The 19,256-nt window shown below is 31.4% G+C and carries 16 protein-coding genes and 1 tRNA gene; 5 read left to right on the top strand and 12 right to left on the bottom strand.

Annotated features, from left to right (window positions below):
• Window positions 1-6: 6 nt before the first annotated feature.
• The 3 genes from G507_RS0111580 to G507_RS0111570 form a co-directional block, all read right to left on the bottom strand.
• Complete coding sequence (locus G507_RS0111580) at window positions 7-444, bottom strand: hypothetical protein (protein ID WP_026717626.1); 438 nt, start codon at window positions 442-444, stop codon at window positions 7-9.
• A gap of 74 nt (window positions 445-518) precedes the next feature.
• Window positions 519-1,814 (bottom strand): HTTM domain-containing protein, encoded by a 1,296-nt coding sequence (locus G507_RS0111575; protein ID WP_026717625.1) that lies wholly within the window; start codon window positions 1,812-1,814, stop codon window positions 519-521.
• Window positions 1,811-2,743 carry a bifunctional riboflavin kinase/FAD synthetase gene (locus G507_RS0111570; RefSeq protein ID WP_026717624.1) on the bottom strand — a complete coding sequence of 311 codons (933 nt, stop codon included), beginning with the start codon at window positions 2,741-2,743 and terminating at the stop codon, window positions 1,811-1,813. The genes G507_RS0111575 and G507_RS0111570 overlap by 4 nt, the downstream gene beginning before the upstream one ends.
• 121 nt (window positions 2,744-2,864) lie before the next feature.
• On the opposite strand from G507_RS0111570, the gene G507_RS0111565 reads away from it, so the two are divergent.
• Entirely contained in the window at window positions 2,865-5,567 is a 2,703-nt protein-coding gene (locus tag G507_RS0111565; protein ID WP_026717623.1) for a zinc-dependent metalloprotease, read from the top strand.
• Between the two features lie 120 nt (window positions 5,568-5,687).
• The gene (locus G507_RS0111560) at window positions 5,688-8,396 is read left to right on the top strand and encodes a zinc-dependent metalloprotease (protein WP_026717622.1); all 2,709 of its coding nucleotides are present in this window, start codon (window positions 5,688-5,690) and stop codon (window positions 8,394-8,396) included.
• A 51-nt stretch (window positions 8,397-8,447) separates the two neighbouring features.
• On the opposite strand, the gene pth is transcribed toward G507_RS0111560, so the two are convergent.
• The 3 genes from pth to G507_RS0111545 form a co-directional block, all read right to left on the bottom strand.
• Window positions 8,448-9,068, bottom strand: coding sequence for an aminoacyl-tRNA hydrolase (gene pth / locus G507_RS0111555; protein WP_026717621.1), 621 nt, complete (start codon window positions 9,066-9,068; stop codon window positions 8,448-8,450).
• 124 nt (window positions 9,069-9,192) lie between these two features.
• Entirely contained in the window at window positions 9,193-9,795 is a 603-nt protein-coding gene (locus G507_RS0111550; protein ID WP_026717620.1) for a 50S ribosomal protein L25/general stress protein Ctc, read from the bottom strand.
• Window positions 9,796-9,822: 27 nt separating this feature from the next.
• Complete coding sequence (locus tag G507_RS0111545; RefSeq protein ID WP_026717619.1) at window positions 9,823-10,764, bottom strand: ribose-phosphate pyrophosphokinase; 942 nt, start codon at window positions 10,762-10,764, stop codon at window positions 9,823-9,825.
• Between the two features lie 219 nt (window positions 10,765-10,983).
• On the opposite strand from G507_RS0111545, the gene G507_RS0111540 reads away from it, so the two are divergent.
• Window positions 10,984-11,063, top strand: a tRNA-Leu gene (locus tag G507_RS0111540).
• Window positions 11,064-11,095: 32 nt separating this feature from the next.
• Here the strand turns inward: G507_RS0111540 and G507_RS0111535 are convergent.
• The 5 genes from G507_RS0111535 to aspS all read right to left on the bottom strand — a co-directional run bounded on the left by G507_RS0111535 (window position 11,096) and on the right by aspS (window position 15,269).
• Entirely contained in the window at window positions 11,096-11,524 is a 429-nt protein-coding gene (locus G507_RS0111535) for a LexA family protein (RefSeq protein WP_026717618.1), read from the bottom strand.
• Window positions 11,525-11,623: 99 nt separating this feature from the next.
• Window positions 11,624-12,889, bottom strand: a complete 1,266-nt coding sequence (locus G507_RS0111530; RefSeq protein ID WP_026717617.1) for a Y-family DNA polymerase — start codon at window positions 12,887-12,889, stop codon at window positions 11,624-11,626.
• Window positions 12,890-13,007: 118 nt separating this feature from the next.
• Window positions 13,008-13,208: a cold-shock protein gene (locus tag G507_RS0111525; RefSeq protein WP_026717616.1), complete on the bottom strand. Its 201-nt coding sequence runs from the start codon at window positions 13,206-13,208 to the stop codon at window positions 13,008-13,010.
• 76 nt (window positions 13,209-13,284) lie between these two features.
• Window positions 13,285-13,518 (bottom strand): hypothetical protein, encoded by a 234-nt coding sequence (locus G507_RS16920; RefSeq protein ID WP_051191664.1) that lies wholly within the window; start codon window positions 13,516-13,518, stop codon window positions 13,285-13,287.
• On the bottom strand, window positions 13,518-15,269 hold the full coding sequence (aspS, locus tag G507_RS0111515) for an aspartate--tRNA ligase (protein ID WP_026717615.1): 1,752 nt from the start codon (window positions 15,267-15,269) through the stop codon (window positions 13,518-13,520). The genes G507_RS16920 and aspS overlap by 1 nt, the downstream gene beginning before the upstream one ends.
• Window positions 15,270-15,403: 134 nt before the next feature.
• Between aspS and G507_RS0111510 the strand changes: the two genes are divergently transcribed.
• The gene (locus tag G507_RS0111510; protein ID WP_026717614.1) at window positions 15,404-16,405 is read left to right on the top strand and encodes a TlpA family protein disulfide reductase; all 1,002 of its coding nucleotides are present in this window, start codon (window positions 15,404-15,406) and stop codon (window positions 16,403-16,405) included.
• Between the two features lie 156 nt (window positions 16,406-16,561).
• A complete protein-coding gene (locus G507_RS0111505) occupies window positions 16,562-16,906 on the top strand; it encodes a toxin-antitoxin system YwqK family antitoxin (RefSeq protein WP_026717613.1) in 345 nt (114 codons plus the stop codon).
• Window positions 16,907-17,184: 278 nt separating this feature from the next.
• Here G507_RS0111505 and G507_RS0111500 read toward each other — a convergent pair whose 3' ends face one another.
• Window positions 17,185-19,254 carry a M13 family metallopeptidase gene (locus G507_RS0111500; protein WP_026717612.1) on the bottom strand — a complete coding sequence of 690 codons (2,070 nt, stop codon included), beginning with the start codon at window positions 19,252-19,254 and terminating at the stop codon, window positions 17,185-17,187.
• Window positions 19,255-19,256: the final 2 nt, after the last annotated feature.

Genomic DNA, 19,256 nt, shown 5'->3' with positions numbered 1-19,256 from the left:
TTAACCTTATGGTTTTAATTCAATTCCTTTCCAATATTGCATTAATACAAAAGAACCAATTAAACTAGAAGCAATTCCTTCGAAAAACAATATACTGCAATATTTAATAATGTTGTTGTCTTTTCCAAAGAAGAACGTGTCAGAAAGTTTGTCTAAATATGCCTCGCCACCTTTAATGTAAATAAATATAATTAAACCAACTATTCCTAAAACAATACCAATAACACCTGTCTTAAAACCTGAAAACAAATTTTCTAAGTAATCAGAATTACCATTCTTAATTTTTGTTTTTATTGTCTGATTAATTCCAAAAAGAACAATAAAAGCATTTAAAATTCTTAGATAATTTTTATCGGCAAGACCTAATACGTCCAATACAAGAAAAAATATTCCAATCCCAAGAAAGATTAAGATTCCATTTTTAAATTCAATATTATTTATCATAATTTGTTGTTTTGTGTTAAATTTAAGTAAAAAAAACAAAAATACTGATAATCAACATGTAAAATTTAGTTAAATTATCTTAAAACAACCCAATCGTTATGAAAAAAATAATCCCATTTAGCAACCGCGAAATCTTGTTTAGGATCAATTAAGGTTCTGTACGGTTTTTGATTGATAGCATTTTTACATTCAATAAAAATAGAAATGTTTTTACCTTTATATTCGCTTTTAATGCGTTGACAATATTGCCAAATAAAATCGGGTTTTGTCGATAAAGCATTAACTTGTTTGTAAGTTAAGTTTTTGTTGTAATAATAAGAAGTTTCTTTTTTAGTATCGTTGTCTACAATTTTAAATCGAATATAACCACTTTTTGCTCTAAGCATCATTCTCCAGCTCAAACGGTGACCTTCTTCTGTAACCAAAACATCACCTTTTATAAAGTGATGTCTTAATGGCAATATTAACTGAATTATTAAAACTGGAATTAATATTAATTGTAATATGTTTTTGTGCTTTAAAGAAGTTGTTTCAAACAATACAGCTTTCTTTTTTTTAAAGAACATTCGTCTTATAATTTCAGGCTCATAGAAAAACAAAATAAACCCAATAGCAAAAAAAGGAAAAATCCCAATTTGTAAAGTAATAGAGTTAAAGATGTGAAATATGAGAGAAGCTATAAAAGCTATTGTTCTTGTTTTTTTAATTAACAAGAATGGTACGATTAATAAATCAAATAATATTCCAGCATAGGCTATAAATAAATAAAACCATTCTTTTGAAAAGATATTTTTAATAAAGGGAATATCTGAAGATCCAACAAGCAGGTTTTTAGCAAAAGTACCATCCATCCAATCTGGATAAAATTTTGCAATCGCAGCAAAAAAATAAACTATACTTATTTGAATAATAAAAACAAGTGAAACCCAATAAGGCATTACATCGGATTTTATTTCTGGATGCCACTTTGCATCAAAAGATTTATATTGATTAGCAGGCAAAAAGCACATATAAAAGCTAATAACCATCAACAAATAATAGTGATTATTATAAGAGGTCTTTTGCGCTAGATAAACGGCAGCCCATAAAATTGTAAATAAAATAATTGCAAATCTATATTTGGCACCAAGCATTATTAAAATGCCTAATATCCCCATAACTATGAAATATAAGTACATTATGTCACCATGTAATACTTCTAACCATTCAAAACCTATAAAAGTAAATGTAAAATGAGTTTCAATAAAAACGCTTTTAACCCAGCCGGTTAGTATCGCGCCAAAACTTTCAGCTGCTACTAAAAAACCAAATAGAATTCTAAAAAGGATTAACGGGGAATTATCTATATTTTTATAAATATTTGGCATCATACATTTTTTGAAATGTAATTTTCCGAATATTCTTTGTCCAAATCTAACTGTCTTTTTAATTCGTTTATCGAATCAAATTTTTGTTCGTCTCTAATTCTTGATAATAATCTGACGCAAATTTCTTTTGCATATAAATTTTCATTAAAATCAAAAAAATGGATTTCAATACTGTCAGAATCACCTAGAACAGTTGGATTATTTCCAATATTCATCATTCCGAAAACAGTTTTGTCATCAATTACACTAGAGATAACATAAACGCCATTCTTAGGAATTAATTTATAATCTTCTGAGATTTTAAGATTTGCTGTTGGATAGTTTATAGTCCGACCTATTTTTTTCCCTTCTATAACTGAGCCAAATAAAGAATAATTATGTCCCAAATAACTAGTTGCTAATTCAATCTTTCCATTCAACAATGCTTTTCTAATTTTTGTGGAACTAATCGAAATGTCATCTATTTCTTTTGCGGAAATTTGCTCCACTTCAAAATTATATTTTTTTCCTAAAATTATTAAGTCATTAATATCAGCCGATCTATTTTTTCCAAATTTGTGATCATAACCAATTATTATTTTAGCTAAGTTTAATTTGTCAATTAGAATTTTTTTCACAAAATCCTCAGCTGAAAGTTCAGAAAATGTAGCATCAAAAGGATGAATAATTAAGTTATGAATCCCAGTTTCTTCAATTAACTTAGATTTTTCTTCAATGGTGTTCAGAAGCTGAATTTTTTCATCTTGTTTCAAAACCATTCTTGGGTGAGGAAAAAAAGTAAGTAAAATACTTTCTAAACCATTAGAATTAGCTTCTTTTACAAGTTTTTGTAGTATTTTTTGATGACCTATATGAACACCATCAAAAGTGCCTAAAGTCAAAATGCTTTTCTTGTTCTTATTGTAATCAAAAATAGATTGGAATGTGTTCAAAATAAATATATAAAATACAAAAGTATTGATATTGACACTTATAATCCTAACATTATAAAATAAATTGTTTATTTAATTTATTTTTTGTTAAATTTGTTAACTAACTATTACAACCATAATTATGAAAAAATTACTACTTTTTTCTTTATTTTTAGTGTTTTCTTCAAATTTGTATGCTCAAACAGGCAAAATTTGGAAAGAAGTATCTAAAAATGAAGTTACTCAAACTAACAAAAATGTGGAAAGAGAATCTTTTCCTCAAGAAATTAAATTGTTTCAAGTAAATGTTGATGCAATTAAACAATCGCTTTTATCTGCACCAGATAGATTTTCAAGAACAAAATCAAATACAATAATTTCTTTACCAAATGTAAAGGGTGTTATGGAAAAATTTGAAGTTTTTGAAGCATCTAATTTCGATTCAGACCTACAAGCTCAATATCCAAGTATTCGTTCATATGTTGGAATTGGTTTAGATGATAAAAATGCTCAAATAAGATTAAGTGTTGATCCAAATGGAATTCAGACCATGGTTTTTAGAGCAGGAAAGCAAAGCGAATTTATGGAGCCATATTCTCAAGATGGTTCTGTTTATGCGGTTTACAATTCATCAAGAAGCAAGGGTAAATTACCTTTTACTTGTTCTACAGAAGATCATGCCGTTATAAATGATATAAACCCTCAAACCCTAAGAGCTAATAACGGAGTTTTAAAAACGCTAAGATTAGCTTTATCATGTAATGGAGAATATGCAAATTATTTTGGAGCTACCAGTTCTCTTCAAGTTGCAAATGTATTAGCAGCTTACAATGCTACAATGACAAGAGTTAATGGGGTTTTTGAAAAAGATTTTGCTGTTCATATGAATATTGTTGCGCAAACAACGAATGTAATTTATTATAATCCAACTACTGATCCATACACTACATTGGCTAATTGGAATACACAATTACAAGTTGCTTTAAATACAACACTAACAGGCCCTTCTACTGCCTTAGCTGCGAACAATGCTGCTTATGATGTAGGACATATGTTTGGTGCTTCTGGTGGTGGTGGTAACGCAGGTTGTATTGGTTGTGTATGTGTCGATGGTGTTGCATCAGGTGCAGGAGCCACTAAGGGAAGAGGTATTACCTCTCCTGCAGATGGAGTTCCAGCCGGAGACACTTTTGATATTGATTATGTGGCACATGAGCTAGGTCATCAATTTGGAGCAAACCATACCTTTTCAATGAGCTTAGAAGGAACTGGTGTTAATGTTGAACCTGGGTCAGGTTCAACAATTATGGGGTATGCAGGTATTACTGGCTCAACAGATGTACAACAGAATTCAGATGATTATTTTGCCTACCGAAGTATAGCACAAGTTCAAACAAACTTGTCGACTAGAACATGTCCGACAACTACAACAATAACACATGGTGCGCCAGTTATGAATGCAGGTGCTGATTGGACTATTCCAAATGGTACTCCATTTATTTTAACAGGTTCAGGAACAGATCCAAATAATGATCCTCTTACATATTGCTGGGAACAAAATAATAATGCAACAGTTGCATTTACTACTGTTTCTCCAACAAACACAACTAGTCCTAACTGGAGATCTAGAAGTCCAGTTACGTCTCCTGTAAGATATATGCCAAAATTATCAAGTGTGTTAGCAAATTCATTAACAGCAGATTATGAATCAGTATCTTCGGTGGCAAGAACTTTAAACTTTACTTTAACAGGAAGAGATAATGTTGTAAATGGCGCTCAAACAGGAGTGGATGATATGATAGTGAATGTTTTGGGAACAGTTGGGCCATTTGATGTTACATCGCAAGCAGCTGATGGAATTTCATGGACTCAAGGGTCAACGCAAACAATTACTTGGACAGTAAATGGAACAAATGGATTATTTGGTTCTGCAAATGTAGATATTCTGTTATCACTTGATGGTGGTCAAACATTTACAACTACATTGGCTTCAAATACATTAAATGATGGGTCAGAAGTAATTACTGTTCCGAATGTAGCCGCACCATTTTGTAGAGTAATGGTTAAACCTACAGGTAATATTTATTATGATATTAATACTAAAGATTTTGCAGTAGGATTTGTTATTACAAATTCATGTGACACATATACAAACACAACTTCTTTACCAGTACCAGATGGGACTGGAGCTAATACTCCTGGTGCAACTGTAACTAATACTATAATTGTACCAGTTGTAGGAACTTTGTCAGATGTTAATATCGGTTTAAATGTTACTCATACATGGCCAAATGATTTGGTAATTGGAATTAATCATCCAAACGCTACTCAAGATTTAGTTTGGAACAGATCATGTGGGTCAAATGACAATTTTAATATAACTATGAGTGATGGTTCTCCAGCTTTTAGTTGTGTTGCAAACATGACAGGAACATTCTCTCCTGCTTCTCCATTAGCCGTCTTTAACGGATTAGTTTCTAATGGAACGTGGACGTTATCAGCAACAGATTTTTATAATGGAGATGTTGGAACAGTTAATTCATGGTCTATTGAAGTTTGTTCTCAAACCATTACAGCTTCAGCAGAAAGTTTTGGTTTATCTGATTTTTCATTATATCCAAATCCAAATAATGGTAATTTTACAGTTCAATTTAATTCAGAATCAACTAATACTATAAATATTAGTGTTCACGACTTAAGAGGAAGACAAGTTTATATAAATGGCTATAAAAATAATGGCTTGTTTAATCAAACATTAAACCTTAATGGCATTACGTCTGGTATTTATCTTGTAACTGTTCAAGACGGATCTAGAAAAGAGGTTAAAAAGATTATTGTAGAATAATTAAATCTCTATTTTAAATATTTTATAGCGAGAAATGTTAATTATAACATTTCTCGCTTTTTTTTTTAGCATAAATAAGATTACTTTAATATATTTACTAACTATTAAAAAAACTTAATTATGAAAAAATTATTACTATTTACTTTTAGTATACTTATTTCGTCTAGTTTTTATGCTCAAACAACAACTAGTTGGAAGACAGCGTCAAAAAAAGATGTAACTAAAGTTAACAAAAATGTGGAAAGACAATCTTTCCCACAAGAATTTAAATTGTTTCAAACAAATGTGCAAACATTAAAACAATTATTACAATCGTCACCAGATAGATTTGTTGCAAAAAAATCAAGTACTATAATTTCATTACCTAATATTGATGGTAATATGGAAAGATATGAGTTTTTTGAAGCTTCAAATTTCGATTCAGATTTACAAGCTCAATATCCAGACATTCGTTCTTATGTTGGAATTGGAATAGATGATAAATATGCTCAAGTAAGACTAAGTGTTGATCCAAAGGGAATTCAAGCAATGGTTTTTAGAGCAGGAAAACGCAATGAATTTATTGAACAATACTCTGCTGACGGTTCAGTTTATGCAGTTTATAATGCCTCAAGAGTAAAAGGAAATTTACCTTTTACATGCTCAACCATAGATCAAGAAATTATTTCTGATTTACAAACAAATCCAAATGTTTTAAAAGCTAGTAATGGAGTTTTAAAAACATTTAGACTGGCAATTTCATGTACTGCGGAATATTCAAACTATTTTGGTGCAACAAGTGCTGCTCAATCAGGTTTAGTATTGGCGGCATTTAATGCAACTATGACAAGAGTAAACGGAGTTTTTGAGAAAGATTTAGCTTTACACATGAATATTACTGCAAACAGTACAAGTGTTATTTACTACAATGCAGGAACAGATCCATATTCAGCTGCTGCGGCTGGTTCAGGAGGAGCTTGGAATGGTGAATTGCAAACAACTTTAACAAGTGTATTAGGAACAACCACTTATGATATCGGACATTTGTTTGGTGCTTCTGGTGGTGGTGGAAATGCAGGATGTATCGGTTGTGTTTGTAGCACAGACGGAAGTAAAGGAAGTGGTTTTACTTCTCCAGCAGATGGTGTTCCAGCTGGAGATAATTTTGATATTGATTATGTAGCTCACGAAATAGGGCACCAATTAGGAGGTAATCATACTTTCTCACATGGAACAGAAAACAATGCTGTAAATGTGGAGCCAGGTTCTGGTTCGACTATTATGGCTTATGCAGGTATTACTGGTGCTACTGATGTTCAAGCTCATTCAGATGATTATTTTGCTTATAGAAGTATTTTACAAATTCAAACAAATTTGTTGTCAAAGACATGTACTGTAAATACAACTATTACTCATGGAACTCCAGTGGTAAATGCTGGTAGTGACTGGACAATTCCAATAAGCACACCATTTATATTAACAGGTTCAGCAACAGATTCTGGTGGAAATCCCTTAACTTATTGCTGGGAACAAAATAATGACGCAACAAGTCCAGGTCTTGGAGCAACAGGTTCATTAGTGTCTCCTACAAAAACAAATGGTGCAAACTGGAGATCTAGAGATCCAGAAACTGTTCCATTTAGATATATGCCTAAGATGGCTAGCGTGTTAAATAATACGTTAACTGCTGATTGGGAATCGGTAAACTCTGTAGGTAGAGTTATGATTTTTAGTTTAACAGCTAGAGACAATGTTGCTGGTGGTGGTCAAACAGGTACCGATGAAATGTTATTAACTGTTTCTGTATCTGCAGGGCCTTTTGATGTAACTTCTCAAAATACAGACCAACTTGTATGGGCTCAAGGTTCTTCTCAAACTATTACTTGGACGGTAAATAATACAACTTCATTAGTAGGTTCTGCTAATGTTGATATTTTATTATCAATAGATGGAGGTCAAACTTATACGACTACTTTAGCTTCTGGTGTACCAAATAATGGTTCTTATGCTATTACGGTTCCAAACATTACTGCGCCAAGTTGTAGAGTTATGGTTAAACCAACTGGAAATATTTATTATGATATAAATACTAAAAACATTGCGATTGGAAATTATATCTATCAAACTCAAAATAGTTGTACAGATTATACTTTTCAAGTTGGAACACCTATTGCTGAAAATGCAGCTTCATATGCTGGTTTAGGATTTACTATTACGGATTCATTTACATTAACAGATATCAATATTAGACCAAATTTAACGCATCCAAATGCAGGAAGTCTTTATTTTGGTTATAGACATCCTTCACAAACTACAGGAGTAACAAGATTAAGTTCTGGTTCTTGTGCAGGAAGTGCTAATATTAATTTACTATATGACTCACAAGGTACAGCAGTAAATTGTGCTAATACAACAAGTTTGGCTCCAACATTACCTTTAGATCCATTTGCACCATTTATAGGATTAAATTCTGCGGGTCAATGGGTGTTTTTCTTAACGGACGTTGTAGTAGGTGATGGTAATGTAGGTACGTTTAATGATGTTACATTCAATTTATGTAAATCTGAAATGGTACCAGTCTTAAAATCTGAAACTTTTGGATTAACTGACTTTTCATTATATCCAAATCCAAACAACGGTAACTTTACAATTCAATTCTCATCTGAGACTAGTAATGATGTAAATGTTACAGTTCATGATTTAAGAGGAAGACAAGTCTATACTAAATCTTTCCAAAATAATGGATTGTTTAACCAAGAATTAAAATTAAACAACGCTTCATCTGGAATTTATCTTGTAACTGTTCAAGATGGAAACAGAAAAGAAGTTAAGAAAATTGTTGTAGAATAATTTACAATAATTAATTATAAAAAAAAGGATGCTTATTTTAAGCATCCTTTTTTATTTTCCATTAAATAAATTCATGGTTTCGTTTAAACCAGCTAAAACAAAAGAATTTATTATTTCATGAGATAATTCAAATCTTTCACTTAGTTTAGATTTTTCTTCATCACTCCATTCTCCAAGAACATAATTAACTTGTTGTCCTTTTTTAAATTCGTCACTTATTCCAAATCTAAATCTAGGATATTCCGATGAATTTAATATAAGTTGAGTGTTTTTTAATCCGTTATGACCGCCATCAGTACCTTTTCCTTTTATTCTAATTGTACCAAAAGAAAGGTTTAAATCATCTGTAATTACCAATAAATTTTCTTTAGGTATATTTTCTTTTTCCATCCAGTACTTAATGGCCTTTCCGCTTAAGTTCATGTAAGTGTTTGGTTTAAGTAGAAAAAGAGTTCTTCCTTTAATTTTATGCTGAGCGAGTTCTCCAAGTTTAGCGGTTTGAAAATCTATATTTTCTTTTTTAGCATAATGATTTAATACTTTGAAACCTATATTGTGCCTCGTATTTACATATTCTGAGCCTATGTTTCCCAAGCCAACAATTAAAAATTTTTTCATTGGATCAATTGTTTCTGTTTGTTTTTGTTTGAAGATATTAAAAAGCCATTTCATTTTGTAAAAATACTATTTTTTAAAAGTTTATTAAGAATCAACTATTGAAAATAGTTTGTGTAGAAAATATTCAAAAAAAAAGCACCAGTTTAGAACTGATGCTTTTGATATAGTTAGAAAATTTTTATTTTTTCTTAGTTGCAGTTTTTTCTGCTTTTGCAGCTTCTTGAGCAGCTTTCATAGCAGCACGAGAGATTCTTACTTGGCAAACAACTGTATTGTCTGGGTGCATGAATTTAAAATTATCAGATGCTAATTTAGTGATATATAATTTGTTCCCCATTTCAAGTGGAGTAATATCAGCTGTGATAAAATCTGGTAAATTTTTAGGTAATGCTTTAACTTTTAGACGTCTTTGCGCTAAACGTAAAACTCCACCACCCATAACACCAGGAGATTTTCCAACAACTTTTACAGGAACTTCCATAATAACTTCTCTATCTTCTAATAATTGGAAGAAATCGATGTGTAAAATTTTGTCTGTAACTGGGTGAAACTGGATGTCTTGTAAAATTGCATTTACTTTTTTCCCAGCTAAATCAATTGCAACAGTATGTGCATTTGGAGTGTAAACCAAACCTTTAAATGCTCTTTCGTCTGCTGCAAAATGCACTGGTTGGTCTCCACCGTATATAACACACGGAACCATTCCAGCATCGCGTAAGGCTTTAGTTGCCTTTTTACCTACGCTTTCTCTTTCTTGTCCTTCAATTGTAATTGACTTCATTCTAAATATATATAATTAATTAATATTTTACATTAAAAATTTTCCACTAATGGAATTGTTGTGCTGAACCATACGCATAACTTCTGCAAATAATGGTGCACAACTTACTACTCTTATTTTCTTTGACTCTCTCTTTAAAGGAATAGAATCGGTAACAATCAATTCTAATAATTTAGAATTTTCTATTTTTTCATACGCATCACCCGATAAAATTGCGTGAGTACATATCGCTCTAACACTTATAGCTCCTTTTTCGATCATTAAATCGGCAGCTTTTGCTAAAGTTCCACCAGTATCAATCATGTCATCAACCAATACTACGTTTTTTCCTTGAACATCACCAATTAATTCCATTGTGCCTATGACGTTTGCCGCTTTTCTTTGTTTGTAACAAATAACTACATCAGATTCTAAAAATTTAGAATAAGCATAAGCCCTTTTAGAGCCACCCATATCTGGTGAAGCTATTGTTAAATTGTCTAGATTTAAACCTTTTAAATAAGGTAAAAATATAGTTGAAGCAAACAAGTGATCAACAGGTTTTTCAAAAAATCCTTGAATTTGATCCGCGTGCAGGTCCATTGTCATAATACGAGTTGCACCAGCAGTTTCAAGTAGCTTTGCAACTAACTTTGCTCCAATTGGTACTCTTGGCTTATCTTTCCTGTCTTGACGAGCATATCCAAAATAAGGAATAACTGGAGTTATATGTCTGGCAGAAGCTCTTTTAGCAGCATCTATCATCAATAAAAGTTCCATTATATTATCTGCATTCGGAAATGTTGAGCAAACAATAAATACACGCAATCCTCTTATAGATTCTTCGTAAGACGGTTGCATTTCACCATCACTAAATTTTGAGAACGTAACTTTACCTAGCGGAATTCCATACTTTTCAGCAATTTGTTCGGCTAAGTGTACACTTTGGGAACAAGCAAATATTTTTGCTTCAGGTTCTTGATGTGACATTTTAATTGGTTGTTTTTATTCCGGTACGCTTCGTACAGTTCAGCTTTAATTTTGTCTATTGCTTAATGTTTGTATTCGACTCGGATGTAGTTAGTTAGTTGTGTGTCGCATTAGCGAAGTGCAAATTTAGAAATTAATTTTGACTCTGAAAGTATATTTTAAAGTATTTTTATTATTTTCTTAAAATAATTATTACATTTGCAATCTTCTTTTGAAGCAGCCTTGGTGGCGGAATTGGTAGACGCGCACGACTCAAACTCGTGTTCTTCGGAGTGTGGGTTCGATTCCCACCCAGGGTACAAAAGCCTCAAGTTCATTCTTGGGGCTTTTTTTATACTTTTTTTATCACATACGTAACAATTCCCCAAATGATTAAATCATTTTCTTCGGCAATTTGTATGGGCTTGTAGTTTTTGTTTTCAGGCATTAGGAAAACATTATCACCTTCAATTTTTATTCTTTTTACCGTGAATTCGCCATCTAAATAGCAAATAGCAATTTTGTTGTTTTGTGGCTCTAAACTTCTGTCAATCACTAAAATATCGCCATTGTCAATTCCTGCACCAATCATCGAGTTTCCGCTTGCTTTGGCATAAAAAGTAGCTTCTTTATTTTTGACTAATACATTGTCTAAACTAATTTTACTTTCATCAAAATCAGCCGCAGGTGATGGGAAACCAGCTTTTATTCCACTTGAAATATAAGGGAGTTCAATTTGATTTTCTAAATCTGGAAGAAAGAATTGTATTTTTTTTTTCATTTTTTCATTTTTTTTGGAACAAAGATTTAAGAAATCAAAGATGTTCTTATAATTTTTCAAACCGTTTTCTGAAAATCCAATGTCCGAAAATCTATTTTCTTAACACTTCACTTCTAAAATATCTTTAAAGTCTGTTGTGTATTTTTTGGATAAATGCTTTTGTCTCATTTTCCAAGTCTGTTGTAAATCTTGATTGCCTAAACGTATTTTTCGTTCACCTGTTTTTCTGTGGAAATCATCTATAACTTTCATTAAAGCTTGATGTTTTGGGTTTTCTTCTTCAAATAAATGCAACTGTTTTTGGTTTTCGGGAATGATATCAGAAACAATAATCCCTGCTTTTTTATAAATCTCACCTTCTTGAAAAAGATCTTTTAATAATTTTACAGCTAAATTACTTATGGTGATGCTCGAGTTACTAGCAAAAGGAATTGTTTCTAATTTATAAAAATTATAGCGGCTTCGTTCTACTTTGTGTTTGTCAATTCGTAAATATAGAATTACACTATGGCAACATGAATTTTGCTTGCGTAATTTTTCGGCACAAACGGTTGCGAAAGTAGATACACGTTCTTTCATTTCATCAAAAGTTGAAATTGTTCCTTCAAAACTTCGGGTGATTGCTATTTGTTTTTTCTGTGCGGGTGCATCTTCTAAAAGTAAAACTGATTTTCCTTCCAATTCATATTTTAAGCGTAAACCTACAACGCCCATTTCTTTTTTGATATAACTTTCGTTGTGAGGTAATGTGAAATCGTAAGCTGTTAAGATATTTCTAGCTTGCATTTTTTTAGTTAATCGAAAACCAATGCCCCAAACATCTTCAATTTTTGTCCATCTTAAGGCTTTGATGCGTTTTTCTTCGGTATCGATTACGTAAATTCCTTGTGTGCGTTCTTGGTATTTTTTAGCAATTTTATTAGCAACTTTAGAAAGTGCTTTAGTAGGAGCAAAGCCGATGCAAACAGGAATGCTCAGCCATTTATTAACTCTAGTTTTTATTTGAATTCCGTATTTGTGATAGTCTTCTATGTTCATTCCATCAAAGTTCATAAACGATTCGTCTATGCTATAAACTTCAATATTAGGAGTAAAACCTTCAAGAATTTTCATGACACGATTACTCAAGTCACCATACAAAGCATAATTAGAAGAAAACACTTTTACATTCTTTTCTCTTAATTCATTTCTGACTTTGAATTCGGGTGCACCCATTTGTATGCCTAAATCTTTAGCTTCATAACTACGCGAAATAATACATCCATCATTATTGGATAAAATAACAACAGGTTTTCCAACGTATTGTGGTTGAAAAACACGTTCGCAAGAAGCATAAAAATTATTACAATCGACTAGAGCATACATTTTACAAATTTAAAGCATATCCTTTCAAAATTTATAAAACGTACGTTAAAATTATGCACAAAAAAAACGCTCTGCAATGCAGAGCGTTTGTACTTGGGTAATCAAAAAATAATATATATTAGTCTTCGATAACTACAACTTGTGCAGCTACTTTACCTTTTCTACCTTCTTCTTCTTCGTAACTAACGCTTTCGCCTTCAGTTAATGATTCAACTCTCATTCCACTTGCGTGTACGAAAATGTCTTTTCCTGTTTCATCGTCTGTGATAAAACCGTAACCTTTTGATTCATTGAAGAACTTAACTTTTCCTGTTCTCATGTTGTAATATAAAAATAATTAATAATGCCCAAAGATAATTTTTTAATTGGTATAAAAAAGGATTTCTCCAATAAATTTATTGATTTTCAGTATCTTCCTTTTTTTCGTCACCTATTTTATACATGTAATCGTTTAGATTTTTATTTTTATATCTGTGATAAATGAATAGAGGCATCAAAACTAAAGCTAAAATTAAAATTCCAATCCCAATCCATTTGTCACCTTCTTCGCTACCACTATTTTTGTGATAATACCCAAAAACAATAAATCCGAAAACGATAAGTAAAAGTAATCTTAATATGTATTTCATTATTTCACGTCTAGTTTAATATGCAATTCACTTAATTGCTTATCATCAATTTTACTAGGAGCATCAATCATTACATCTCTACCTGAATTATTTTTAGGGAAAGCGATAAAATCACGAATTGTTTCTTGTCCTCCTAAAATAGACACTAATCTGTCTAGTCCGAAAGCTAATCCTCCATGAGGTGGTGCTCCATATTCGAAAGCGTTCATTAAAAACCCGAATTGTGCTTCGGCTTCTTCTTTGCTAAATCCTAATAAATCAAACATTCTTGACTGTAATTCTCTATCGTGAATACGAATAGAACCACCACCAATTTCGTTACCATTTAAAACCATGTCATAAGCGTTTGCTCTTACTTTTCCTGGTTCTGTATCAATTAATTTAATATCTTCTGGCTTTGGTGAAGTAAATGGATGATGCATCGCATGATAACGACCACTTTCTTCATCCCATTCTAATAAAGGAAAATCTACAACCCAAAGAGGAGCAAACTCATCCGATTTACGTAAGCCTAAACGAGTAGCAACTTCCATTCTTAAAGCAGAAAGTTGAGTTCTAGTTTTATCGGCATTACCTGAAAGGATTAAAATTAAATCTCCAGCTTTTGCATTTGTGGATTCTGCCCATTTTTTTAAATCATCTTGATCGTAGAATTTGTCTACTGATGATTTGAATGTGCCATCTTCTTCACATTTTACATATACCATTCCTGATGCACCTATTTGTGGACGTTTTACCCATTCGATTAAGGCATCAATTTCTTTTCTTGTGTAACTTGCACAACCTGGAGCAGCAATTCCGACAACTAATTCAGCTGAATTAAAAACCCCAAATTCTTTATGTTGAGCTACTTCATTTAACTCACCAAATTTCATATCAAAACGAATGTCTGGTTTGTCATTTCCGTAGGTTTTCATAGCGTAATCGTAGGTGATTCTTGGGAATTTCTCTACATCAACACCTTTAATCTCTTTTAATAAATGACGTGTCAAACCTTCAAACATATTTAAAATATCTTCTTGTTCCACAAATGCCATTTCACAGTCAATTTGAGTAAATTCAGGTTGTCTGTCTGCACGTAAATCTTCATCACGGAAACATTTTACAATCTGAAAATACTTATCCATTCCACCAACCATCAATAATTGTTTAAAAGTTTGAGGAGATTGAGGTAACGCATAAAATTGACCTTCATTCATTCTGCTTGGTACCACAAAATCTCTTGCTCCTTCTGGAGTAGATTTGATTAGGTAAGGAGTTTCTATATCACAAAAACCTTGGTCAGAAAGATATTTTCTAACTTCCATGGATACTTTGTGACGGAAAAGTAAATTATTTTTTACAGGATTTCTTCTGATATCTAAGTAGCGATATTTCATACGAATATCTTCACCGCCATCGGTTTCATCTTCAATAGTAAAAGGAGGAACTTGTGCTTCGTTTAAAATGGTAAGTTCAGTCACTAAAATTTCAACATCACCAGTTGTCATGTTTGGATTTTTGGAAACACGTTCGATAACAGTTCCTTTTACTTGAATTACAAACTCTCTTCCTAAAGATTTTGCTTTTTCAATAACAGCTTTATCTGTTCTTTGGTCGTCAAAAATTAGTTGAGTTATTCCATAGCGATCTCTTAAATCTACCCATATCATAAACCCTTTATCTCTAGACTTTTGTACCCAACCGGCAAGGGTTACTTCTTTATTGACGTGTGAAGCATTTAATTCTCCACAATTATGACTTCTATACATTGAAAAACTTTTTTGCAAAAGTAATATAAAATTCAATTTTTGCCTTACTAATATTTTTAAAAAGTAGTGTTTTAAGTTTTTTTTGTTTTTTTTTAAGATATAAAATATAACTTTACGTAAATTATTAGATCTATATGAAAAAATTAACTTACTTATTATTGCTTTCGACTTTTGTATCGTTTGCACAGACTGAAAAGAAAAAAACTTTAAATTTTTCTGCAAAAATTGAAAATAGAAATAGCGATACCCTTAAAATTATGGGTAAAAATAATTTTTCTAAAATTATAACCATAAACAAAAAGGGTGATTTTACAGCTGCATTTGAAATTGAAGAGGGGTTTTATCAATTGTATGATGGTAAAATGTATGCACAATTATATTTAAAAAATGGGTATGACCTAGTTTTGAATATGGATGCTAAAACTGAATATGAATCAATTTCTTATAAAGGAAAAGGTTCAGTTGAAAATAATTTTTTAATTAAATCTTCAATAGAATCTAAAAGCTATGATTATGATACTTTATTAAACTCGGATGAAGAAATGTTTAACAAGTTGTTTGAAGAGAGAAAAACTAAAGTACTGGCCAATTTAAATGACAAATCATTAGACAAAGTTTTTGTAGAAAATTATTCTAAAGATACTGAGCAATCTTTAAACGGTTTAAAATCATATTATATGCAAACCTTAGAAGCTAAAAAAATGAACGGTAGTGCTTCACCAGATTTTAATTTTGAAAACTTTAAAGGTGGAACTACTTCTTTAACTGATTTGAAAGGAAAATATGTTTATATTGACGTTTGGGCAACTTGGTGTGGACCATGTAGAGCTGAAATTCCTTTTCTAAAAGAAGTAGAAGAAAAGTATGAAGGAAAAAATATTTCTTTCGTAAGTTTGTCTATTGATAGAGTTTCTGACAGAGAAAAATGGTCTAAATTTATCATAGAAAAAGAACTAGGTGGCATTCAATTATTAGCAGAAGCTGATTGGAAATCTAAATTTGTTCAAGATTATAAAATTAATGGTATTCCAAGGTTTATTTTAATTGGACCAAATGGAGAAATTATAAGTGCAGATGCTCCAAGACCATCTTCAACTTCTTTAGTGGAGTTATTTGATAGTGTTTTAAATGACTAAAATATAATACATATTTGTTAAAGAAGTCAGTGTGAAAGCATTGACTTTTTTAGGTTTAATTTTCCAATGTTACCAAATTGTTAAGAAAAAGTTTGTTTATTGTAAAATATTATATATATTTGTTATCAGAATATTAACCTATTAAAAGAAATGAAGATGAAAAAAGTAATAATTATGGCAGCATTGTTGATCTCAGGTGTTTTTTATGCACAAGAAGTTCAGCCTAAATATGAAGTAGTAGGAAACGAAGTTAAAGCAACATATTTTCACGATAACGGTCAAGTTAAACAAGAAGGAAACTATTTAGCAGGTAAATTACAAGGTAAATGGATTTCTTATAATGAAAATGGAAATAAAGTAGCTATTGGTGAGTATAACAATGGAATTAAAGTTGGGAAATGGTTCTTCTGGACTGATGATACTTTAAACGAAGTTGATTATACTGACAACAGAGTTGCTGATGTTAGAAAATGGTCTAAAGAAGCTTTAGTTAAAAACTAAAACTTAATTGGTTCATTAAAAAAAAGCTCCTTGTGTAAACAAGGAGCTTTTTGATTTTATTACTAAATCATGATACTATTTTATGATACAATTAGTAATAATTAAAGAGTATGCTGATATTTTGAAGGAGAAGTACATAACTAAGATATTGTAGACTCCTGCAAATAATGTTATTAAGACAATAGATATAAAAAAAGGAGTTAAAACATTACATTTTAACTCCTTTTTGTTTTAATTAAAGAGTTTCATATTAGCTCTATAATTATGATAATTTTTGATTACCAAATCTTAACTCTATTTTCCGGAGCAATATACATTCCGTCTCCAACTTCAATATTGAATGCTTTGTAGAAAGCATCAACATTTTGCAAAGGCACATAAGATCTGTATTGTGCTGGTGAATGTGGATCAGTTTTTACTTGATTTTTAATTGCCTCATCACGCATTTTACTTCTCCAAATTGTTGACCAAGAAATAAAGAAACGTTGTTCTGGAGTAAATCCATCGATTAAACCTGGATTACCATTTTGTTTTAAATAGATTTGTAAACCATCATAAGCGGCATTTACACCACCTAAATCTCCGATATTTTCTCCTAATGTAAATTTACCATCAACATAAATTCCAGGTAAAGGTTGTAAGTTTGAATATTGGTCAGCTAAAGCAGTTCCTAAACCTGTAAATTGAGCTAAATCTTCATCACTCCACCAATTTACTAAATTTCCATCTGCATCATATCTTGAACCAGAATCATCAAAACCATGAGAAATCTCGTGACCAATAACTGCTCCAATTCCACCATAATTTACGGCTTCATCAGCTCTGTAATCATAGAAAGGTGGCTGTAAAATGGCTGCTGGAAAAACAATTTCGTTGTTAGATGGATTAAAATAAGCATTCACTGTTTGTGGACTCATTCCCCATTCCGTTTTATCAACAGGTTCGTTTAGCTTTTCAATATTTTTTTGGTGTGACCACTTTGCATATAGTCTAGAATTTTCAAAATAAGTTCCTCCATTTTCTGGACTAACTACTTCTAAAGCTGAATAATCTTTCCACTTATCAGGATAACCAATTTTTACGGTTAATTTATTTAATTTTTCTTTACCTTTTTCTTTAGTTCCTTTAGTCATCCAAGGTAAACCATCAATTCTGTTTTCATATGCTTTCATTACATTAGCAATCATTGCTTCTGCTTTAGCTTTAGCTTCAGGTGGGAATTTTTTAGCAACATATAATTTCCCTAAAGCTTCTCCAAGTCTCCCGTTAACAGTGGCTAAAGCTCTTTCATCTGCGGGTCTTTGTTTAACTGCTCCTGTTAAAGTTTTTCCATAAAATTCCCAATTAGCATTGTCAATTTCTGTTGAAAGTGAACCAGCCGAACCTCTTAATAAAGTCCATTTCATGTAAGCTTTCCAATCAGCCAATTTGTTTTCGTTGAAAATAGTTTCTAAAGTTTCTAAATATTTTGGTTGCGAAACCACAATAGAATCTATTTTACCAATTCCGATAGTTTTAAGATAATTATTCCAGTTTACAGAAGGAACCATTTTTTGAAGTTCTACAACTGTCATTGGATTATAAGTTTTTCTTCTATCTCTTCTTTCAACTCTATCTAAAGTAGCTGTTGACATTTTAGTTTCTAATGCTACTATTTTCACAGCATCAGAGTTAGCTGAACTTTCAGACTGTCCTAAATATTGTAACATTCTAGCTGTATGTTCCTGGTATTTTTGACGTTTTTCAACATTGTCAGGTGCATCTGAAACGTAATAATCTCGGTCTGGCAAACCTAAACTTCCGGTACCAACATAGACTACGTTTCTTTTACTGTCTTTTGCATCTGTACTTACATAAACGCCAAAGAAACCTAGGTTAATCTCATCATCAAATTCTGCAATTAAATTCACAACTTCATTAGCGTTTTTAACAGCATCTATTTTAGCTAAATAAGGTTTTAAAGGCTCAATTCCTTGTTTATCTCTTGTCAAAGTGTCTAAGACTGATTTGTATAAATTAATAGCTTTAGCTTGATCAGAATTTGGATCAATACTTTTGTCATTAATTGCTTCTTTAAGAATAGTCATAACATCTTCATCAGTGTTTTTACGAAGTTCATCAAAACTTCCCCATCGGGTTCTGTCAGCTGGGATTTCTGTATTATCCATCCAACTTCCATTTACATATCTGAAAAAATCATCAGAAGGTTTCACAGACTTATCCATTAAAGAAGTATTAATTCCGACTGGATTTTCTTTTTTGACTGTTTCTTGACTTGTTTTGCAAGAATAAAATACTCCTGTTAAAAAAAGGAAGCTGATACTTCCTTTTAAAATTTTATTATTCATAA

It is taken from the genome of Flavobacterium gelidilacus DSM 15343 (assembly GCF_000422685.1).
Lineage (GTDB): Bacteria > Bacteroidota > Bacteroidia > Flavobacteriales > Flavobacteriaceae > Flavobacterium > Flavobacterium gelidilacus.
Note: the sequence above shows the minus strand (reverse complement) of the source record. Positions and strands in the feature narration are given on the sequence as shown.

What these genes read in the sequence shown, in the direction of transcription:
- G507_RS0111580 (WP_026717626.1), bottom strand. Translation starts at nt 444, where the DNA reads ATGATAAATAATATTGAATTTAAAAATGGAATCTTAATCTTTCTTGGG.
- G507_RS0111575 (WP_026717625.1), bottom strand. Translation starts at nt 1,814, where the DNA reads ATGATGCCAAATATTTATAAAAATATAGATAATTCCCCGTTAATCCTT.
- G507_RS0111565 (WP_026717623.1), top strand. Translation starts at nt 2,865, where the DNA reads ATGAAAAAATTACTACTTTTTTCTTTATTTTTAGTGTTTTCTTCAAAT.
- G507_RS0111560 (WP_026717622.1), top strand. Translation starts at nt 5,688, where the DNA reads ATGAAAAAATTATTACTATTTACTTTTAGTATACTTATTTCGTCTAGT.
- pth (WP_026717621.1), bottom strand. Translation starts at nt 9,068, where the DNA reads ATGAAATGGCTTTTTAATATCTTCAAACAAAAACAAACAGAAACAATT.
- G507_RS0111550 (WP_026717620.1), bottom strand. Translation starts at nt 9,795, where the DNA reads ATGAAGTCAATTACAATTGAAGGACAAGAAAGAGAAAGCGTAGGTAAA.
- G507_RS0111545 (WP_026717619.1), bottom strand. Translation starts at nt 10,764, where the DNA reads ATGTCACATCAAGAACCTGAAGCAAAAATATTTGCTTGTTCCCAAAGT.
- G507_RS0111535 (WP_026717618.1), bottom strand. Translation starts at nt 11,524, where the DNA reads ATGAAAAAAAAAATACAATTCTTTCTTCCAGATTTAGAAAATCAAATT.
- G507_RS0111530 (WP_026717617.1), bottom strand. Translation starts at nt 12,889, where the DNA reads ATGTATGCTCTAGTCGATTGTAATAATTTTTATGCTTCTTGCGAACGT.
- G507_RS0111525 (WP_026717616.1), bottom strand. Translation starts at nt 13,208, where the DNA reads ATGAGAACAGGAAAAGTTAAGTTCTTCAATGAATCAAAAGGTTACGGT.
- G507_RS16920 (WP_051191664.1), bottom strand. Translation starts at nt 13,518, where the DNA reads ATGAAATACATATTAAGATTACTTTTACTTATCGTTTTCGGATTTATT.
- aspS (WP_026717615.1), bottom strand. Translation starts at nt 15,269, where the DNA reads ATGTATAGAAGTCATAATTGTGGAGAATTAAATGCTTCACACGTCAAT.
- G507_RS0111510 (WP_026717614.1), top strand. Translation starts at nt 15,404, where the DNA reads ATGAAAAAATTAACTTACTTATTATTGCTTTCGACTTTTGTATCGTTT.
- G507_RS0111505 (WP_026717613.1), top strand. Translation starts at nt 16,562, where the DNA reads ATGAAAAAAGTAATAATTATGGCAGCATTGTTGATCTCAGGTGTTTTT.
- G507_RS0111500 (WP_026717612.1), bottom strand. Translation starts at nt 19,254, where the DNA reads ATGAATAATAAAATTTTAAAAGGAAGTATCAGCTTCCTTTTTTTAACA.